The sequence below is a fragment of the Oceanobacillus sp. FSL W7-1309 genome, from assembly GCF_038002145.1.
Taxonomy (GTDB): domain Bacteria; phylum Bacillota; class Bacilli; order Bacillales; family Amphibacillaceae; genus Oceanobacillus; species Oceanobacillus profundus.
The window spans coordinates 1,206,016-1,222,727 of the sequence record NZ_JBBOBX010000001.1; the positions used below are offsets into that span (position 1 = coordinate 1,206,016).

At 39.9% G+C, this 16,712-nt stretch carries 14 protein-coding genes; 3 read left to right on the plus strand and 11 right to left on the minus strand.

The window, feature by feature from the left end:
* Positions 1-284: 284 nt before the first annotated feature.
* Positions 285-560, minus strand: coding sequence for an acylphosphatase (locus tag NST46_RS05505; protein WP_095310349.1), 276 nt, complete (start codon positions 558-560; stop codon positions 285-287).
* Between the two features lie 59 nt (positions 561-619).
* Positions 620-1,189, minus strand: coding sequence for a TetR/AcrR family transcriptional regulator (locus tag NST46_RS05510; protein WP_341136868.1), 570 nt, complete (start codon positions 1,187-1,189; stop codon positions 620-622).
* Between the two features lie 147 nt (positions 1,190-1,336).
* On the opposite strand from NST46_RS05510, the gene NST46_RS05515 reads away from it, so the two are divergent.
* From NST46_RS05515 to NST46_RS05525, 3 genes are all read left to right on the plus strand, one after another.
* The gene (locus NST46_RS05515; protein ID WP_303447016.1) at positions 1,337-3,412 is read left to right on the plus strand and encodes an efflux RND transporter permease subunit; all 2,076 of its coding nucleotides are present in this window, start codon (positions 1,337-1,339) and stop codon (positions 3,410-3,412) included.
* Complete coding sequence (locus NST46_RS05520; protein WP_341136869.1) at positions 3,396-5,225, plus strand: YhgE/Pip domain-containing protein; 1,830 nt, start codon at positions 3,396-3,398, stop codon at positions 5,223-5,225. Before NST46_RS05515 ends, NST46_RS05520 begins: the two co-directional genes overlap by 17 nt.
* Positions 5,226-5,379: 154 nt before the next feature.
* The gene (locus NST46_RS05525) at positions 5,380-6,366 is read left to right on the plus strand and encodes a diaminopimelate dehydrogenase (protein WP_341136870.1); all 987 of its coding nucleotides are present in this window, start codon (positions 5,380-5,382) and stop codon (positions 6,364-6,366) included.
* Between the two features lie 356 nt (positions 6,367-6,722).
* Here NST46_RS05525 and NST46_RS05530 read toward each other — a convergent pair whose 3' ends face one another.
* The 9 genes from NST46_RS05530 to NST46_RS05570 all read right to left on the minus strand — a co-directional run bounded on the left by NST46_RS05530 (position 6,723) and on the right by NST46_RS05570 (position 16,567).
* Positions 6,723-7,679, minus strand: coding sequence for a carbohydrate kinase family protein (locus NST46_RS05530; RefSeq protein WP_341136871.1), 957 nt, complete (start codon positions 7,677-7,679; stop codon positions 6,723-6,725).
* Between the two features lie 23 nt (positions 7,680-7,702).
* Positions 7,703-8,197, minus strand: a complete 495-nt coding sequence (locus NST46_RS05535; protein WP_118888315.1) for a PTS sugar transporter subunit IIA — start codon at positions 8,195-8,197, stop codon at positions 7,703-7,705.
* 15 nt (positions 8,198-8,212) lie between these two features.
* Positions 8,213-9,676, minus strand: coding sequence for a glycoside hydrolase family 32 protein (locus tag NST46_RS05540; protein ID WP_340002544.1), 1,464 nt, complete (start codon positions 9,674-9,676; stop codon positions 8,213-8,215).
* A gap of 12 nt (positions 9,677-9,688) precedes the next feature.
* Entirely contained in the window at positions 9,689-11,089 is a 1,401-nt protein-coding gene (locus tag NST46_RS05545; protein WP_340002545.1) for a sucrose-specific PTS transporter subunit IIBC, read from the minus strand.
* A 139-nt stretch (positions 11,090-11,228) separates the two neighbouring features.
* Positions 11,229-12,212, minus strand: a complete 984-nt coding sequence (locus NST46_RS05550; protein WP_118888312.1) for a LacI family DNA-binding transcriptional regulator — start codon at positions 12,210-12,212, stop codon at positions 11,229-11,231.
* 158 nt (positions 12,213-12,370) lie between these two features.
* Positions 12,371-13,351: a hypothetical protein gene (locus tag NST46_RS05555; protein ID WP_118888311.1), complete on the minus strand. Its 981-nt coding sequence runs from the start codon at positions 13,349-13,351 to the stop codon at positions 12,371-12,373.
* Between the two features lie 127 nt (positions 13,352-13,478).
* The gene (locus NST46_RS05560; RefSeq protein WP_147379881.1) at positions 13,479-14,585 is read right to left on the minus strand and encodes a GntG family PLP-dependent aldolase; all 1,107 of its coding nucleotides are present in this window, start codon (positions 14,583-14,585) and stop codon (positions 13,479-13,481) included.
* Positions 14,582-16,102 carry a tripartite tricarboxylate transporter permease gene (locus NST46_RS05565; protein ID WP_095310337.1) on the minus strand — a complete coding sequence of 507 codons (1,521 nt, stop codon included), beginning with the start codon at positions 16,100-16,102 and terminating at the stop codon, positions 14,582-14,584. The genes NST46_RS05560 and NST46_RS05565 overlap by 4 nt, the downstream gene beginning before the upstream one ends.
* A 15-nt stretch (positions 16,103-16,117) precedes the next feature.
* Positions 16,118-16,567, minus strand: a complete 450-nt coding sequence (locus tag NST46_RS05570) for a tripartite tricarboxylate transporter TctB family protein (protein WP_118888309.1) — start codon at positions 16,565-16,567, stop codon at positions 16,118-16,120.
* Between the last annotated feature and the right edge of the window lie 145 nt (positions 16,568-16,712).

The window sequence follows — 16,712 nt, forward strand, 5'->3', positions numbered from 1 at the left end:
GTAATATTGATTGACGTTATTATGTAGTAACAGAAAAAACAGCTCGAATATATAAATGTTCAACAAGATGCATCTTAAAATGATTAAAATCAACTTTTGAAGTTGTAGCCCAATACATAAGAAGCGGGAAAGAATATAAATCTTAAATATGAGACACCCCATTGGCTTAATCTTTAATCGAGCTTTAAGGTGGTTGGAGAATAAACTGATTCCGTGGAAAGAATAAACAATTGAAAAAGGATTAGCTATGTGTGTATTACACACATAGCTAATCCTTTATAAATCTAATATTTAATTTTAAAAGCTTTAAATTTCGGACCCTCATCTAAGGTTATGACATCCATATCACGGACGTTAGCGAATCGAGAAGGCCCTTTTTTTATCAGCTCTAAAAACCGGGACATATCTTCTTCGTTGCCTTGGGCTTCTATATGCACACTACCGTCGTCTTCGTTTTTCACCCAGCCCGTAATATTACACTCCACTGCTCTGTGCTGCGTAAAAGAACGAAATCCGACACCTTGTACACGACCATGCACATTGACACTTACGTATTTCATTCATTTCACCTCTTGAGCCTATGTTAACATACAGCTGATAAATTCTCCTACCGTTCTACTTATGTATAGTGTAGCATCCCGTGATTACTGATTTCCGTAATAATTTTTGTCATTTCTTCCGCGGATTCCTGCATGCCACTACTTAGCCACTTTTCAATGATATGGATACTGCCGCTAATAACAAACAACGTAATATAGTTTAAATGATTTTCCCCGATCTGCTGACGCCCCTGTTCCAAGTTTGACCGGATATGAGCTTGAGCCGATTCCATAACACGGTGCTGGAACCCCTTGCTCCCATGATCACCAAAGAGAATGCGCAAATGCTCGCTTCTGCTCACGACGTAATCTAGTAAGTATTTTGTCATTGCAAGCATTTCTTTTTCCTTTTTATAGTCATATTGAAGCAGTGTTTGATCCAACTCTTGAATAATTTCATCCTCGATTTTATTCAATAAATCATACTGATCCGTATAATGACTATAAAAAGTCGAACGATTGATATCTGCAAGCGCACATAGTTCCTTTATTGTTATGGATGAAATTGGTTTATCGTTTAATAGCTCCAATAAGCTTTCCTTTAAAACCATTCGTGTATATTTTTTTCGGCGGTCTAATTTTCCTTCCATTGTAAAACCCTTTCATTACCCGTTTTCCAACAAATTTTCAATATATGTTGCGCAAATAACACGATTTACGCAACTGTTTGTTGTGTAACTAACATGATGTATATATAATAATAAAGTAAAAGCACTAAATCATCAAGATATGGGGAAATGACATTGACAAATATAATCATACGTTTCAAAAAGTCCGTCGTTATTCTTTTTCTAACATTAACGGTACTGTCGGGAATTGCTTTCTTTTTTGTAGATGTAAATTATAACATGCAAGATTATCTACCTGAGAAAGCAGAATCAACAGTTGCCTTAAATATGATGGAGCAGGAATTCTCCAGCGGTGTTCCGAATACACGAGTCATGATTGAGGATGTTACCATTCAAGAGGCAATAACCTATAAGCATGAGCTGGAAGCAATTGATGGTGTTACAGAGGTTCAATGGCTGGATGATGTAGTAGATCTGAGAACTCCTATCGAGTTTGCGGATGAAGCAACCGTTGAAAATTATTTTCAGGATGAAAAGGCACTTTATTCTGTAACAATAGAAAGCGGAAAAGAGGTCGAAGCGACCAATCAGATTTACGCTCTGATCGGAGACGAAAACGCAATTACTGGTGAAGCAGTAAATACAGCTACACAGCAAGAGATGACCGGTCAGGAGACGATGTATGCTGCGGCATTACTAGTCCCGATTATTATTATCATCCTAGTATTATCAACGAATTCATGGGTAGAACCAGTGTTATTCTTGACCGCAATTGGGGTTTCTGTTCTTATTAACCTTGGAACAAATATCTTCATTGGAGAGGTTTCTTTTATTACGCAATCCGTAGCGCCAATTCTCCAGCTGGCCGTCTCGCTGGATTATGCGATCTTCCTGCTTCATAGTTTTCAAGACTACCGAAATAAGGAATACAAGCCCGGAGAAGCTATGAAACTAGCGATAAAAGAATCACTACCAGTAATAAGCTCCAGTGCACTAACTACATTCTTTGGATTTACTGCACTAATGTTTATGGATTTTGAGATTGGTTCGGATTTAGGACTAAATCTAGTTAAAGGGATTGTATTCAGCTTTATTAGTGTTGTTGTATTTTTACCAGCACTGACATTAGTATGCTACAGCTGGATTGACAAAACAAAGCACAAAACACTTATCCCACCAGTATTTAAAGGTGTTGGTGCGAAGCTATTGAAGTTAAAGATACCTGCGATTGCAATTGTACTTCTCTTAACAGTACCGAGCTTTTTGGCACAAAATAGCACCTCCTTTACATATGGTATGGGCGAGCAGCCAGAGGACACTCGATTAGGCATGGATATTAAGCAAATTGAGGAAACGTTTGGTGAGACAACAGCAATCGTATTATTGGTTCCGAATGATGATATAGGAAAAGAGCTGGAAATGACCCAAGAAATAGAAAATATGGATCATGTCTCTTCTGTCATTGGCTATGCTAATATGGTTGGAAGTACGATTCCACAGGATTTCTTAGAAAAAAATGTTACGGAAGAATTCTTGTCGGAAAACTATAGTCGGATTATTATCAATACCGATGCTGGAACAGAAGGAGATATTCCGTTCCAGCTCGTAGACAATATACGTGAACTATCAGCCTCTTATTATGGAGAGGACGCACTGACCCTTGGGGAAAGTGTTGCATTATTTGACATGAGAGAAACCGTGACACAGGATAATCAAATAGTAAACATTCTTACAGTAGCAACGATTGGGCTGGTATTACTGTTTACCTTTCGATCTATTTCTATCCCAGTCATTTTACTGCTTACGATTCAATCAGCGGTTTGGATTAACTTAGCGGTTCCTTACTTTACGGATACATCCTTAGTCTTTGTTGGCTATTTAATAGTTAGTACCGTTCAGCTAGCCGCAACGGTCGACTATGCCATTTTGCTAACCGAAACGTATAAACACCACCGACAGAAAATGACTAAATTACCTGCAATTAAAAAGACAATTGATGAAAAGCTGTTTTCAATTGCAGTATCGGCATCCATTCTTTCAAGTGTTGGGTTTATTCTGTGGCTGACCTCATCGAATCCAATTGTCGGTTCGATCGGATTACTGCTGGGAAGAGGTGCGCTGCTTGCGTTTATACTCGTTATCACCTTCCTGCCAGCTATGCTTGTCACATTAGATAGAATCATTGAGAAGACTTCGTTTCGGATGAAATTTTACAAGGAGGATCACCATGAAGAAGGCAATTAAATGGATATGGTTAACACTAGCAATCTTTTTCTTTCCTGTACTCACAACGTACGCCTCTCCAAATACATCAGAGGAGCGAGCAGATGAAGAGCAGAAAATTGGAGAAATTGCTAGTAAGAATGAAGTTATTTACGCAAATTTGCAATCCGGCGGTAATCTTAAGGGGGTCTACGTTGTCAACTCCTTTGAACTAACCAAGCCGGGCATCATCGATGACTACGGTGATTATACAGAAATTAAAAACTTAACCGATACATCTGCGATTGAACAGGATAACAACAACGTACGAATCAACGCAGAGACCGATAATTTCTTTTATCAAGGTAATCTTGAAGAAAAAAAGGAGTTACCTTGGCAATTTACAATTGACTATTACATCGATGGCAAAGAGGTTAATCCAGATGATATCCCTGGCATGACAGGAGATGTCGAAATAACCATCGATGTGAAGCAAAATAAAGACGTTGCCGCAACCTTCTTTGAAAATTATATGCTGCAAATTTCGGTTCCTTTAAATACCGATTATTTTCAAGATATCAAAGCAGAAGATGCGACGATTGCAAATGCTGGGAAGAACAAACAAATCTCCTTTACGATGATGCCAGATGAAGAAAAGAAATTTTCCATTGAAGCAACAACTGATCAATTTGAAATTGACGGTATCGAAATAGCTGCTTTACCACCTTCCATGGCTGTGGATGCACCAGATACCGATGAATTAACAGAGGAATTCCAGTCATTGACAGATGCAATTGGTGAAATTGATAATGGTGTCGGTGAATTACGTGACGGAATGGACGGGTTAGCTTCCGGACTTCATCAGCTGGAAGATGGCTCTGCTCAATATAAAAATGGAATGGACGAATTGAACGGGTCCAGCAGTCAATTGACAGATGCCTCTTCACAGATTAATGATGCACTTGCAACTGTACAAGAAGAGGTTGAAAAGGCAAGTGGCATAACAGCTCTAGAAGAACTAGAAGACTTAGATCTAGCAGTCTCTGAAATGATATCCGGCTTGGAAGAGCTTGCTGATGGAATGGATCAATTTGGTTCAAACTATGAAAAAGCAAACCAAGCATTGCAGGATGCAATGAAGCAAATCCCTGAGCCAAGCATTACGGAAACAGATATTGCGGCATTGTACGAAAGTGATGCAGATCAAGAAGTAATCGAAGAATTAGTAGCTACTTATCAAGCTGCCCAAACGGTTAAAGGTGCATACGATGCTGCATCAGAAGCATTCGGATCAGTTGGACCAAGCCTCCATACCTTTAGTGAGTCGACTCGAGAAGCAGCCAATTATTTACGAGCACTCACAGCTGGTCTTGAAGAGTCCATCAGCCAAATCGATGTGGATGAAAGTGTCAATCAATTAATCACCGGCGTTGAAGAGATGGCCACCAACTACAATCAATTCCACGAAGGATTGATTGCTTATACAAATGGAGTCAATGAATTAGCTACTTCCTATCAAGGGATCCATGATGGAATCGGAGAGTCTGCAGATGGTGCAGACCGACTGACAGATGGAGCTGGTGAGCTTCGTAACGGAACAACACAGCTGCATGATGCTACCTCTAACATTCCAGAAGAAATGCAGGAGGAAATCGATTCCATGCTTTCTCAATACGATAAATCAGACTTCGAGCCTATTTCCTTTGTATCGGAAAAAAATAATGAGCTAACCGATTCGGTACAGTTTGTCATTCGTACCGATAGCTTAAAGCAAGAGCAAGAGACAGAAACAGCAGATGATGCACCTGAAGAAAAAGAAGGATTTTTTGAAAAGCTGAAAAATCTATTTCGTTAAATAACTGCAAGGAAAAGGGGCTACTTCAGTATGAAGTGCCCCTCTTTTCCTGCCCAACTCCCTTTTCGAAATAGTTCAATAAAGTTGTATAGAATAATCAAAAAGGGTAGTATAAAGGGAATAGAAAAACAGTGAAATCATTGGAGTGTGACAAATGGAGAATACGATAAAAATTGGCATTGTAGGCTATGGAAATCTAGGTAGAGGCGCTGAAGCTTCCATTATGCAACAACCAGATATGGAGCTCGTTGCCGTATTTACTAGAAGAAATCCAGAAAGCGTACAGGTCTTAAACAGTAATGTGAAAGTATTACATATTGATGAAGCACCAAATTATAAAGAGGATATCGATGTCATGCTAATTTGTGGTGGCTCTGCAACAGACTTACCAGAGCAGGTCCCATATTTTGCTCAACTTTTTAATACAGTGGATAGCTTTGACACCCATGCAAAAATCCCTGAATTCTTTGCATCCGTTGACAAGCCTGCCAAAGAAAGCGGGAAAACAAGTATTATTTCTGTAGGCTGGGACCCAGGCATGTTTTCCATTAATCGCGTGCTCTCAGAAGCACTATTGCCACAAGGTGAAACATACACATTCTGGGGCAAAGGCTTAAGCCAAGGCCACTCCGATGCTGTTCGCAGAGTCGATGGTGTCAAAAATGGAGTTCAGTATACGATCCCTTCTGAAAAGGTAATCGAACAAGTGCGAAATGGGGAAAATCCAGACGTATCCAAAAACGACCGTCATGTACGCGAATGCTATATTGTCGTCGAGGAAGGCGCAGACAAGCAGAAGATTGAACATGAAATCAAAACAATGCCAAATTACTTTGCAGATTACGATACTACCGTTCATTTTATTTCAGAAGAAGAATTGAAACGCGAGCATTCTGCAATGCCACATGGAGGATTTGTTATTCGCAGTGGTGAAACTGGAGAAGGCAATAAGCAAATCATTGAGTACAGCTTGAAATTGGAAAGTAACCCTGAGTTTACCGCAAGTGTACTAACTGCTTATGCACGTGCTGCACACCGCTTAAATAAAGAAGGACAAACCGGTGCAAAAACAGTTTATGATGTGGCCCCAGGCTATATTTCACCGAAAACGGCTGAAGAATTGCGCAGAGATTATTTATAAAATCCAAAAATGACTTTTCTCGAAATAGTCCACTTAGGAGTAGCAACCAGAGTGGACTACTTTTTGATACAAAGTTCCAACATATTGATTCTAAAATGAATAGCATGAGAACTGAACTAGAATTGAAAATGGTTAACATGAGAACTGATTTAGAAGCCAGAATGGACAGAGGTTTTAATCATTTAGGCAAAAAGATCGATGGAATTTGAGTACATTTAACAGAAACCAAGATACTACTTATCCCAATATATTAAAAGTCCCTCGCTGCACTACTACTGTAATGAACGAGGGACTTTATTATGAATCTATTATCTTTTGAGACATGAATTAACAACCAATCGCAACACTATCATTCACTACTCCATCAACGTTTTAATTTCTTCTATACCAGGTAACGCACTAATCGCGCCTTGCTTTGTCGTAACTAAAGCTGCAGCTGCGTTAGCAAACCGGCCAATTTCAGCCAAATCCCCTATGGTAAGGTCGATAACATCTTTTTCCATTGTAGCGAAATGATATAAAAAAGCACCAATAAAGGAATCCCCTGCACCAGTCGTATCAACGGCTTTCACTTTGAACCCTTCCACAGACACGTCATCCGTATTCGTATAAAAGCTTACGCCATCCTTACCTCGAGTAACGATCACCAATGAAGCAGATCCAGCTAAAAGTGAGCGAATCGCTTTCGTTTCTTCTTCCTCGCCTGTGATAAACGCTAGTTCATCCACACTCACCTTTAGAATATCTGCATAAGGGATAAACTGCTGGATCGTCTTTTGATAAGCATCCAGGTCGTCCCACAAATTTTTCCGGACATTTGGATCGAAACAAACCGTTCCCCCTACATCCTTGATGTTACGAATGACTTCTACATGTGCATACTTCACATCAGCTTCAATTAAATCGACCGAGCAAAAATGCAAAATATCATCTGCAGAAAACCCAACTTCCTGCACATCAGCTCTATTTAACAGCATATCAGCACTCGGTTTTCGGTAAAAGACGAATTCCCTTTCTCCCTCTTCCTTCAGTGCGACAAATGCGAGTGCGGTATTGGCTTTATTTGTATGAAGCACATGACTTACATCCACACCATTTTTAGATAAAATATCCTTTAAATAGTATCCAAAATGGTCCTCACCGACCTGACCAATGAAACTACTGCGACCACCAAGCTTGGCAACGGTTGCAGCAACATTAGCAGGAGCTCCCCCTGGCATCTTCTTAAAACTTGCAACCTCTTCAATAGGGACTCCTATTTCATGTGGAATAAAGTCAATTAACGCTTCCCCAATCGTATAGACCTTTTTCATGTTTTTCAACATCCATTTCTATATTATTTCGTCACTTGTAGAATTTCATCTTGTCCAGCAATTACTTCTTTTATCGTCTTAGCTTCAATATTGCTCATATCATCCGTATTCGTAATGATAATCGGTGTTACAGTACTTTTTGCTTTCTCACGTATAATATCCATATCAAAGTGAATCAGTTTATCCCCTTGCTTCACCTGATCGCCTTCTCCAACATATGAAGTGAATCCTTCTCCATCAAGGCTAACCGTTTCAAGACCAATATGAATTAAAATTTCCGCTCCATTTTCAGCGCGAATTCCAACCGCATGTTTTGTTGGAAACACTTGAATGATTTCCCCGATTACGGGAGAAACAACCTCCCCATTTGTCGGTTTAATCGCGACCCCATCTCCCATCATTTTTTCGGAAAACACGGGATCCGGAACCTCCTCTAATGCTACAACTTCACCGCTAACCGGTGCATTTATAGAAACATCGGTTACTTCTTCTTTTTTCTTAAATAGTTTTCCAAACATAATCAAACCTCCAACTTAATATTCGGTAACTCTCTTGATATTCCATTTCTTTACGTCGATTTTAACATGTCCAGCTTTAGCAATGAAACGGATTTCGTCAACGTCTGGGTTATCAAACACTCTCGAAGTAAAAACTTCTTCTCCATTATTGATAAAAATCTCAATGGAAGAGGTATCTTTAAATATCTGGATATTTTGCAAGCTTTCCAATACGCAGTGCCTACCTTCTACACCATTCTTTGAAAATTCCCCTCGTTGAAACGTACAAATTTGTGTTTTAGCATCATAACGGAAGCTGCTCTTCTCACCTATTTCCACGGAAAATTCCGCAGCAGCTAAATCCTTGATAGCTATTTCCAACTCGAACACCTGACCATTTACACGAGGAAGGTCCACAGCCTCCTCCCAAACGACCACGTCAGTATGATGAACGCCATCTTCACGTAACAATTGAAGTTCTTCTACGGGATGTTGATGCAGTTTTCCATCCTTCCATTGAAGTTCTCTCGGTAATGTCAGTGCATGAATCCACTCATGTTTTATAGTTGGGTGGATGGAGTCTCCCTCGTCTGCATTTCCCATCCATCCAACTAAAATTCTTCTTCCTGAGGGGTCCGCTGTCGTTTGTGGGGCATAAAAATCAAATCCCCTATCCAATTCTACAAAATTACCATGGTCAAATAAAATTTTCTCATAATCTACCTTCCCGGCAAAATAGCCTGATTGGAAAATGTTATTATACGCAAAGCCTTTTGGCGACAGTCCTTGTGGACATACAGCCAAAATATCCTGCCCATCCAGTTCAAATAAATCTGGGCATTCCCACATATAACCGAAATCCGAAAGACCATTATGCCCACTTCCTGCTAAGACACCTTGGAAACTCCAATTTGCCAGATTAGCAGACGTATAGATCACGGCCTCGCCCTGCTCATCCTCTGTTTGTGCGCCTAACACCATGTACCACTTACCGTCTTTCTCAAACACTTTGGGATCACGGAAATGCATGGTATAGCCCTGGGGCACATGAATAATTGGCCCTTTTTTTTCAAAATGAATGCCATCTTCCGAAACCGCTAGACATTGATAGGATTCTCTTTTCCCATGTTCATTTTTCACATTGCCTGTATAAAAAACATATAATTTTTCCTGAAAAACGACCGCACTCCCGGAATAACAACCGTTCTTGTCGTACCACTGATCTGGTGCTAATGCTATCGGGGCTTCCTCCCAATGGACCAAATCATCAGATACAGCATGTCCCCAAAATTTAGCTCCATGCTCTGTCTGAAACGGATTCCACTGATAAAACATATGGTACTGTCCTTTGTAAAAGACGAAGCCATTCGGATCATTTAATAACCCAACTAGTGGCATGATATGAAAGTGCAGCCGGTAAGGGTCACGAGCGACAGTCTTTTTCCTATCATCTATGTTTTTGTATGCACGCTGCTTTAATTCACTAAATGATTGTTTCATAAACATCTCCTATTATGCATGTTCCTTTTGTGTGTCTTTATCTGCGTAACCAAACATCCATGTTAAAACGAAAGCAACCGCAATTGCTACAAGATTAACTAAAATATAAAGCAAAAGCTGTCCATCCAAGTATAAGAGCGCACCAGGTATTACAGTAATTGCCATACCAGACCCTGCAAGCTTCAGAATCGCCGCAAGGAAACCACCAGCAGCTCCACCAATTAGCCCCATTAAGAATGGCTTTCCATAGCGCAAGTTGACGCCGAAAATTGCTGGTTCCGTTATTCCTAAGAATGCCGATAAAGATGAAGGCATCGCTAACGCTTTTAGTTTCTTATGCTTTGTTTTTAAACCAACTGCCAGCGCTGCTCCACCTTGTGCTGCAACAGCCGAAGTAATAATAGCGTTATACGGATTATTCCCGAGATTTTCCAGTAACTGAATTTCCAACATGTTAAAAATATGATGCACACCAGTAATAACAATAATTTGATTAAAGAAACCTAGCAGAATTCCAGCTAAACCAAACGGTAATCCCAATACAAACAATGCAGCATCAAGAATATACGTTTCAACAATATGAAAGATTGGTCCGATGATGAATAAGGAAGCAATACTCATGAGTAATAACGTAAGAAAAGGTGTAACAATTAAATCAAACGTCTCCGGTACACGCTTACGTATTGCCTTTTCTAATTTTGCACCTATGATACCGGCGATAAATGCAGGTAGTACTGCACCTTGATATCCGACAACCGGAATAAATCCAAAGAACATCAGTGGCTCTGCACCTGTCGCAACACCCCACGCATTCGGTAATGCAGGGCTAACAAGCATCAGTCCAAGTACAACACCAATAATCGGTGTCCCACCAAACACACGGAAGGTCGACCAAGCTATTAAAGCTGGTAAAAAAATAAACGCCGTATCCGTTAAGATTTCCGTATACAATAGGAAGTTAGCGGATATATCATCTGTGGTCAATCCAAAAAGAGCCAGGATTTCTTCCTGCATGATGAGTCCACGAAGCCCCATAAATAGTCCTGTTGCAACAAGAACCGGAATAATTGGAACAAACACATCTCCAAACGTACGAATAGCTCGTTGTAGCTTGTTGCCTTTCTTACCAGCCTCTTTCGATTGCTCAGACTTTGTAGACGTTTTCAAATCAAATTTAGCTATTTCCTCATATATCCGATTCACCGTACCTGTTCCAAAAATAACTTGGTATTGTCCAGAGTTGAAAAAAGCACCTTTTACCTTGTCAATTTCCTCTACGCCTTCTTTATCAACTTTTTCTTCATCTCGAATAATGAATCGCATTCTCGTCGCACAATGGGTAACGGATTCAATATTTTCAGGACCCCCAACAGACTTAATTAGATCTTCTGCTATTCTTTTATTTTCAGACATAAACTATTCACTCTCCTTTTTCAATTGTGGAATCGATCCCACATTGTTCATAAAAATAGAAACCATATAAAAACGCATTAAGAAAAAGTATATGGAATCGATTCCACACTAATCAGCGTGAAATCGGTTTCCAAATTAATTATACACTTCCCCGAATAATTAGTCTATAGTCCATCACTAATTTTTCCTGAAACGGTCTGGATTCAATGCTGGCTAAAATTTGCTTAGCCCCTTCCTCACCGGCTTTTTCATTTTGATAATCAACTGTTGTTAAAGGCGGTTCCATATACTGCGACATTTCCGATGCACCAATTCCCGCGATTGCCATGTCTGTTGGAATTTCCAATCCTTGCTCCTTTAAATAGCTCATCGCTCCAATTGCTAAACGATCTGTAACAGCAATAGTTGCAGTCGGCTTGTTCGCATATTTTAGGATTTCCCCCATCGCTTCATGACCAGAGGCAATATCAAAAATCGCTTTTTGAACCCATGTTTTTTCGACAGACAACCCCTGCGCTGCCATTTCATCTAAAAAACCCTTCTTCCGATAATATCCGACTGCCCGATCCGATTCATCTACACCAATAAAGGCAATTTTCTCATGTCCTTTTTGGATGAAAAGCCTTGTCAACTCTCGTACTGCACGATAATCATCATAGGTAACATGTATGACATCCTCTGCTTCCTGTCCAATCACGACTATCGGAATATTGATTTCTTTTATCTTTTTCATCAGCTTCGCATCGGCATTTGTAGCAATCAAGACTATCCCATCTACTTGTCTCACTTTCAACAAATCCAAATACTCCAGTTCCTTTTCTTTATCATGGTCGGTATTTGCCAAAAGAATTTGATAGCCGTGCTTTGAAAGCTCTCGCCCTAAACCAGTCACGATTCTACTCGGCGTTTCCGTTTGAATCGTTGGCAAAATCACCCCAATGACCTTCGTTTTCTTCGTTCTTAGCGACTTCGCATATTCACTCGGTGCATAGCCAGTCTCTTTAACCACACTCTCTACGCGCTTCCTTGCATCCTCACTGACATAACCAGAGTCATTCAGCACTCTGGAAACCGTGGACCGGGAAACATTCGCCATCTCTGCAATATCTTTAATCGTTATCAAATCAAATCCTCCTAAGAGAGATAGACAGATCCTTATCTATCGTTCTTTAGCTCTTCCATTTCGTTAAGGTACATCAAAGCAATCCCTAGATTTCCCATTATACCACGATATATAGATGAGAAATAGGGATGGTTCGTTGAAGTGAAAGCCAATATAAATTATGGAGGAAAGGAGTCCAATGGAGGAGATTTCTTCCTCACTGGCCAATAGCTTCCCGTCTTCTTCTTTCTTCTCATCAAGAAAGCGGCGTAAATTAATAGCAGCGTGAGTACAATTGTAAGTATGTATAAGATCAACGCATTGAAATAGAAAAAGCTATCACTCACCTTAATGCCATCCATATAAACCCGATATGGGTTCTCTTCTGGATAATTGATTTTAACCGAAAAATCGTTATTGTTAAAAATGCTTGGAGGCACAGCTTTTGTCAGATGGATCATACTGCCCTCCTGATCTTCAAAGGCAAGTGCAAGATAATAATAACTGCGCCAATAACCTTTATAGCTGTAGCTGTGATCTTCGTATCTATCCGTAATCAATGCAGTTGTCTCCTGCTGGTTACCATGATGAGCCTGAACAGTACTGACGATGTCCTTTGTCATCGAAACATAGGAAAATAAAAGCCCAATACAAAGACCCGCGATAAATATCCCGGAAAATAACCGACTTAACCATTTATCATGGCTGTTTGTCCATCTATTCACTGATGGAATATGAATCAACTGATAGATAATAAAAAAGGTTGGATAGATAAGAGCGATAGCCATCAGTAGAAGATGTTCATAAATTTGGGAACGTATATCCTCCTTGCTAAACGCTGCACCGGTTAAGGTGCCCTTTAGCGTATCACCAATTTCAAGTGCATCAAATTCACTCTTTGGGATCTCTGCATAGTCCCTAGCCTCACTATTATAGATCACATTTTCCTCAGCCCCATCGGTTAACACGGCATAATAGGTTAGTTTTCCAAACAGACCGTTATGTACAGCTTTACCTTGTACAGTTTCTTCCAGCTGTTCATCGCTTTGCTGCTGAATCAATTGATAAAGTTCTTTTGATTCATCAATAAACCCATTCACAAACGCAACGAACACAACGATACCAACCATATACAGACTGATCCGCTTAAGTAATTCCATAACTTTCCCTCATTCACAGAGACAATTTTGATATAAAATAATTATACCATTCAATCAAATATTTCCACTTGACTTTTTCCGTCTCTTCTAGCTAAAGGCTGGTTATAAGAACCAGCCCTTACTTACTCTATTCTATGTCAGAATCAACTTCCTTTAAATTATGGCAGTACTGATTGAAAATAACCGCTGCTTTTTCTACATTCTCCGTACTTATGCCATGGTATGTTGTCATTCTAATATGGTTATTTGACACGGCTTTCACATATAACCCACGCTCTGCAAGTTCCATTTCAAATTTCGCAGCTGAATAACCACTGTTCGAAACATCTATGATGACAATATTCGTTTGCACATTTTCGAGATTTACCTTTATCTTTGTGTTTCCGACAATCTTGCTAGCAAGTAAATAAGCGTGTTCATGATCTTCTTTTAACCTCTGTGATTGAATTTCTATACCAATAATACCCGCAGCAGCAATAATACCCACTTGCCGCATGCCACCGCCTAGTAGTTTTCTCGTTGATCTTGCCTGCTTTATAAATGCTTTACTTCCACAAAGCAGTGATCCAATTGGTGCACCTAAACCTTTTGATACGGAGAACATAACGGAATCAACTGGAGCCACTAGATCGCTTACTGGCAGATCATAATATGCTGCGACATTGAATATTCTCGCCCCATCTAAATGGACTGGAACGCTATATTCGTTTGCAAGTTCACAAATTGCTTTCGTCTCTTTAGCCGATATACATGCACCGCCGAAAAAGTTATTGGAATTCTCCAGGCATAATAGGTTCGTATTTCTTTTTCTAAAATGAGATGCTAGGCTATCCACCCTTGGAACGCCTCGATTATCTGCCTCATACAGAACCGGATCGAGGCCAAAGTAAGATTCCATAAAGGGAGATTTTTCGCTTTTGTATAAATGGCTGTTTGCTCCTACAGCTACAAGGTCCCCTCTCGTACAATGCGTCATTAAAGCAATTATATTTCCGATTGTACCGCTGTTACAAAACATCGCATCTTCTTTTCCCGTTACTTTTGCAGCCAGATCTTCAAGCCGATTGACGGTAGGATCCTCACCTTTTCCATCCCGACTAGTTCTTCCGTCATCTCCAACTACCGCATCAAACATGGCTTGCCTCATTGAATCGATAGGTTTTGTCAGCGTATCACTCCGTAAATCAATTAGCATTGCTCTCCTACTTTCATCATTCACAATTTGCCGTGTCACATCGAATTATATTTTTGGTCTACTGAATCTTCATCAATTTTTTTCCTGTTTCTATTCCTTAAGATAGGAACAATGAATGACAGAAATGCGATGACAATTAATGTCAAAGCGATTGGTTTTTCCACAAAAATAAACAGGCTGCCGTTCGATATGGTTAAGGACTGACGCAACGATTGTTCCATCATCCCACCTAAAATAAAAGCTAGCAGCATGGGAGCGGCAGGAAATTTGAACCGTGCCATAAAGAAACCAACAATACCAAATAACACCAACAAATATAAATCGAACGTGTTATAACTTACTCCGAAAACACCGATGATACAGAAGACGATGACGAGTGATATAAGTAATGGACGAGGTACTTTAAGTATTTTTGATATATATGGTATTAATGGTAGGTTCAGAACGAGCAAAATAACATTTCCTATATACATACTTGCAATCACTCCCCAGAATATATCCGGGTGCTCAGTCATCAGTAATGGTCCGGGCTGGACACCTAATACAATCAAAGCACCTAACATCACCGCAGTTGTTCCGGATCCCGGGATTCCTAAACTTAATAATGGAACAAAAGAACCACTGGAAGCACTGTTATTTGCTGCTTCTGGTGCAGCAAGTCCAGCAATCGATCCTTTACCGAACTCCTCGGGTTTTTTGGATAACTTCTTCTCCGAAATATATGCTAAGAAAGAAGCGATGGTACCACCTGCGCCAGGAAGAATACCGATTAAAAAACCAATTAGGGATTGTCTCCCCGTTGGGCCTGCCATTTCTTTGACTTCATTTTTTGACAACTGCAAGCTTCCTAATTTTTTCCCGAAGACGCTCTTTTCTTTTCGCTCAAAAATTAATGAACTAACCTCGGCCAAAGCAAATAAACCAAGGGCGATAACAAGGAAGTCAACTCCTTCAAGTAAATTGGCATTACCAAAGGTATATCTCGTCGTCCCTGTTTGTCCATCAATACCAACGGTTGCAATCATAAATCCAATTGTAGCTGATATTAAAGCTTTTACCGTGGACCCATCAGCGAAACTCGACACTGCGAGCAACCCGAACAACATCAAGGCAAAATATTCAGCAGGACCAAAAGATACCGCGACACTTGCAAGCACGGGTGCAAAAAGTGTTAGAAGAATGACACTTATGGTACCTCCCACAAACGAAGCTATGGCTGAAATCGCTAGAGCTTTACCAGCTTTCCCTTGTTTTGCCATTGGGTATCCATCGAAGGTAGTCGGAACAGACATCGATTCACCTGGTGCGTTCAGCAGGATGGAGGAAGCCGCTCCACCATATGCTGCTCCGTAATAAACCCCAGCCATTAACAATAGCGCCATAGCAGGATCCATTCCATACGTGATTGGGATCATAACAGCAATAGCAGTGATGGGTCCTAATCCCGGAATCATTCCAATTAACGTCCCAGTTACCGCACCAATAAATACAATTAATAGCCCTTGGAAACTTAATGCTACCTGAAATCCAGTTATTATTCCGTCAAAAATATCCACATTATTCCCTCCCCTCTAAAATGGTAATATTCCACTAGGTAATGAGATTTGCAAAAACGAATCGAATAAAAAATAAATACTAAGCGGTAAAGCTAAAGATACAATGACATTGGGAAGCCATTTTTTAAATCCAAGGAATAATGAATTAAAAAATATAAATAATGCGGTTGTTAATACAAAACCTATTATTTCAAAAAAGAAAACATACAGAATTACGAAACCTAATACAGATAAAATCACCTGCGTTTCGCCCTTTGGCAGTCTTCTTTCCTCTTTTTTACTCTCATCCTTACTGAAATATAGAAAGATTGATAAGAGCAAAAGAATGAATCCAAGTGTAATTGGCACGGCATCAGAATCTACTGGAACGTACGGATAATCCGGCAAACGAAAACTGAATAGTAAGTAGCAAGCAGCAAGGATTGCTAATAAAAGAGCTAATTTTTTATTTAGTGTATTTAACATATCTGCACCACCTTTGGGAAAGAGCCAGTGAATCGTTATTCTGCCGGCTCTTTGTCCATATTTAATTGTTTAAGAGGATGTTCAAAAAGTCCGGTGAAAATGACACATCGAAAGCAGAAGATCTTCGACTAAGTACCGACACGTC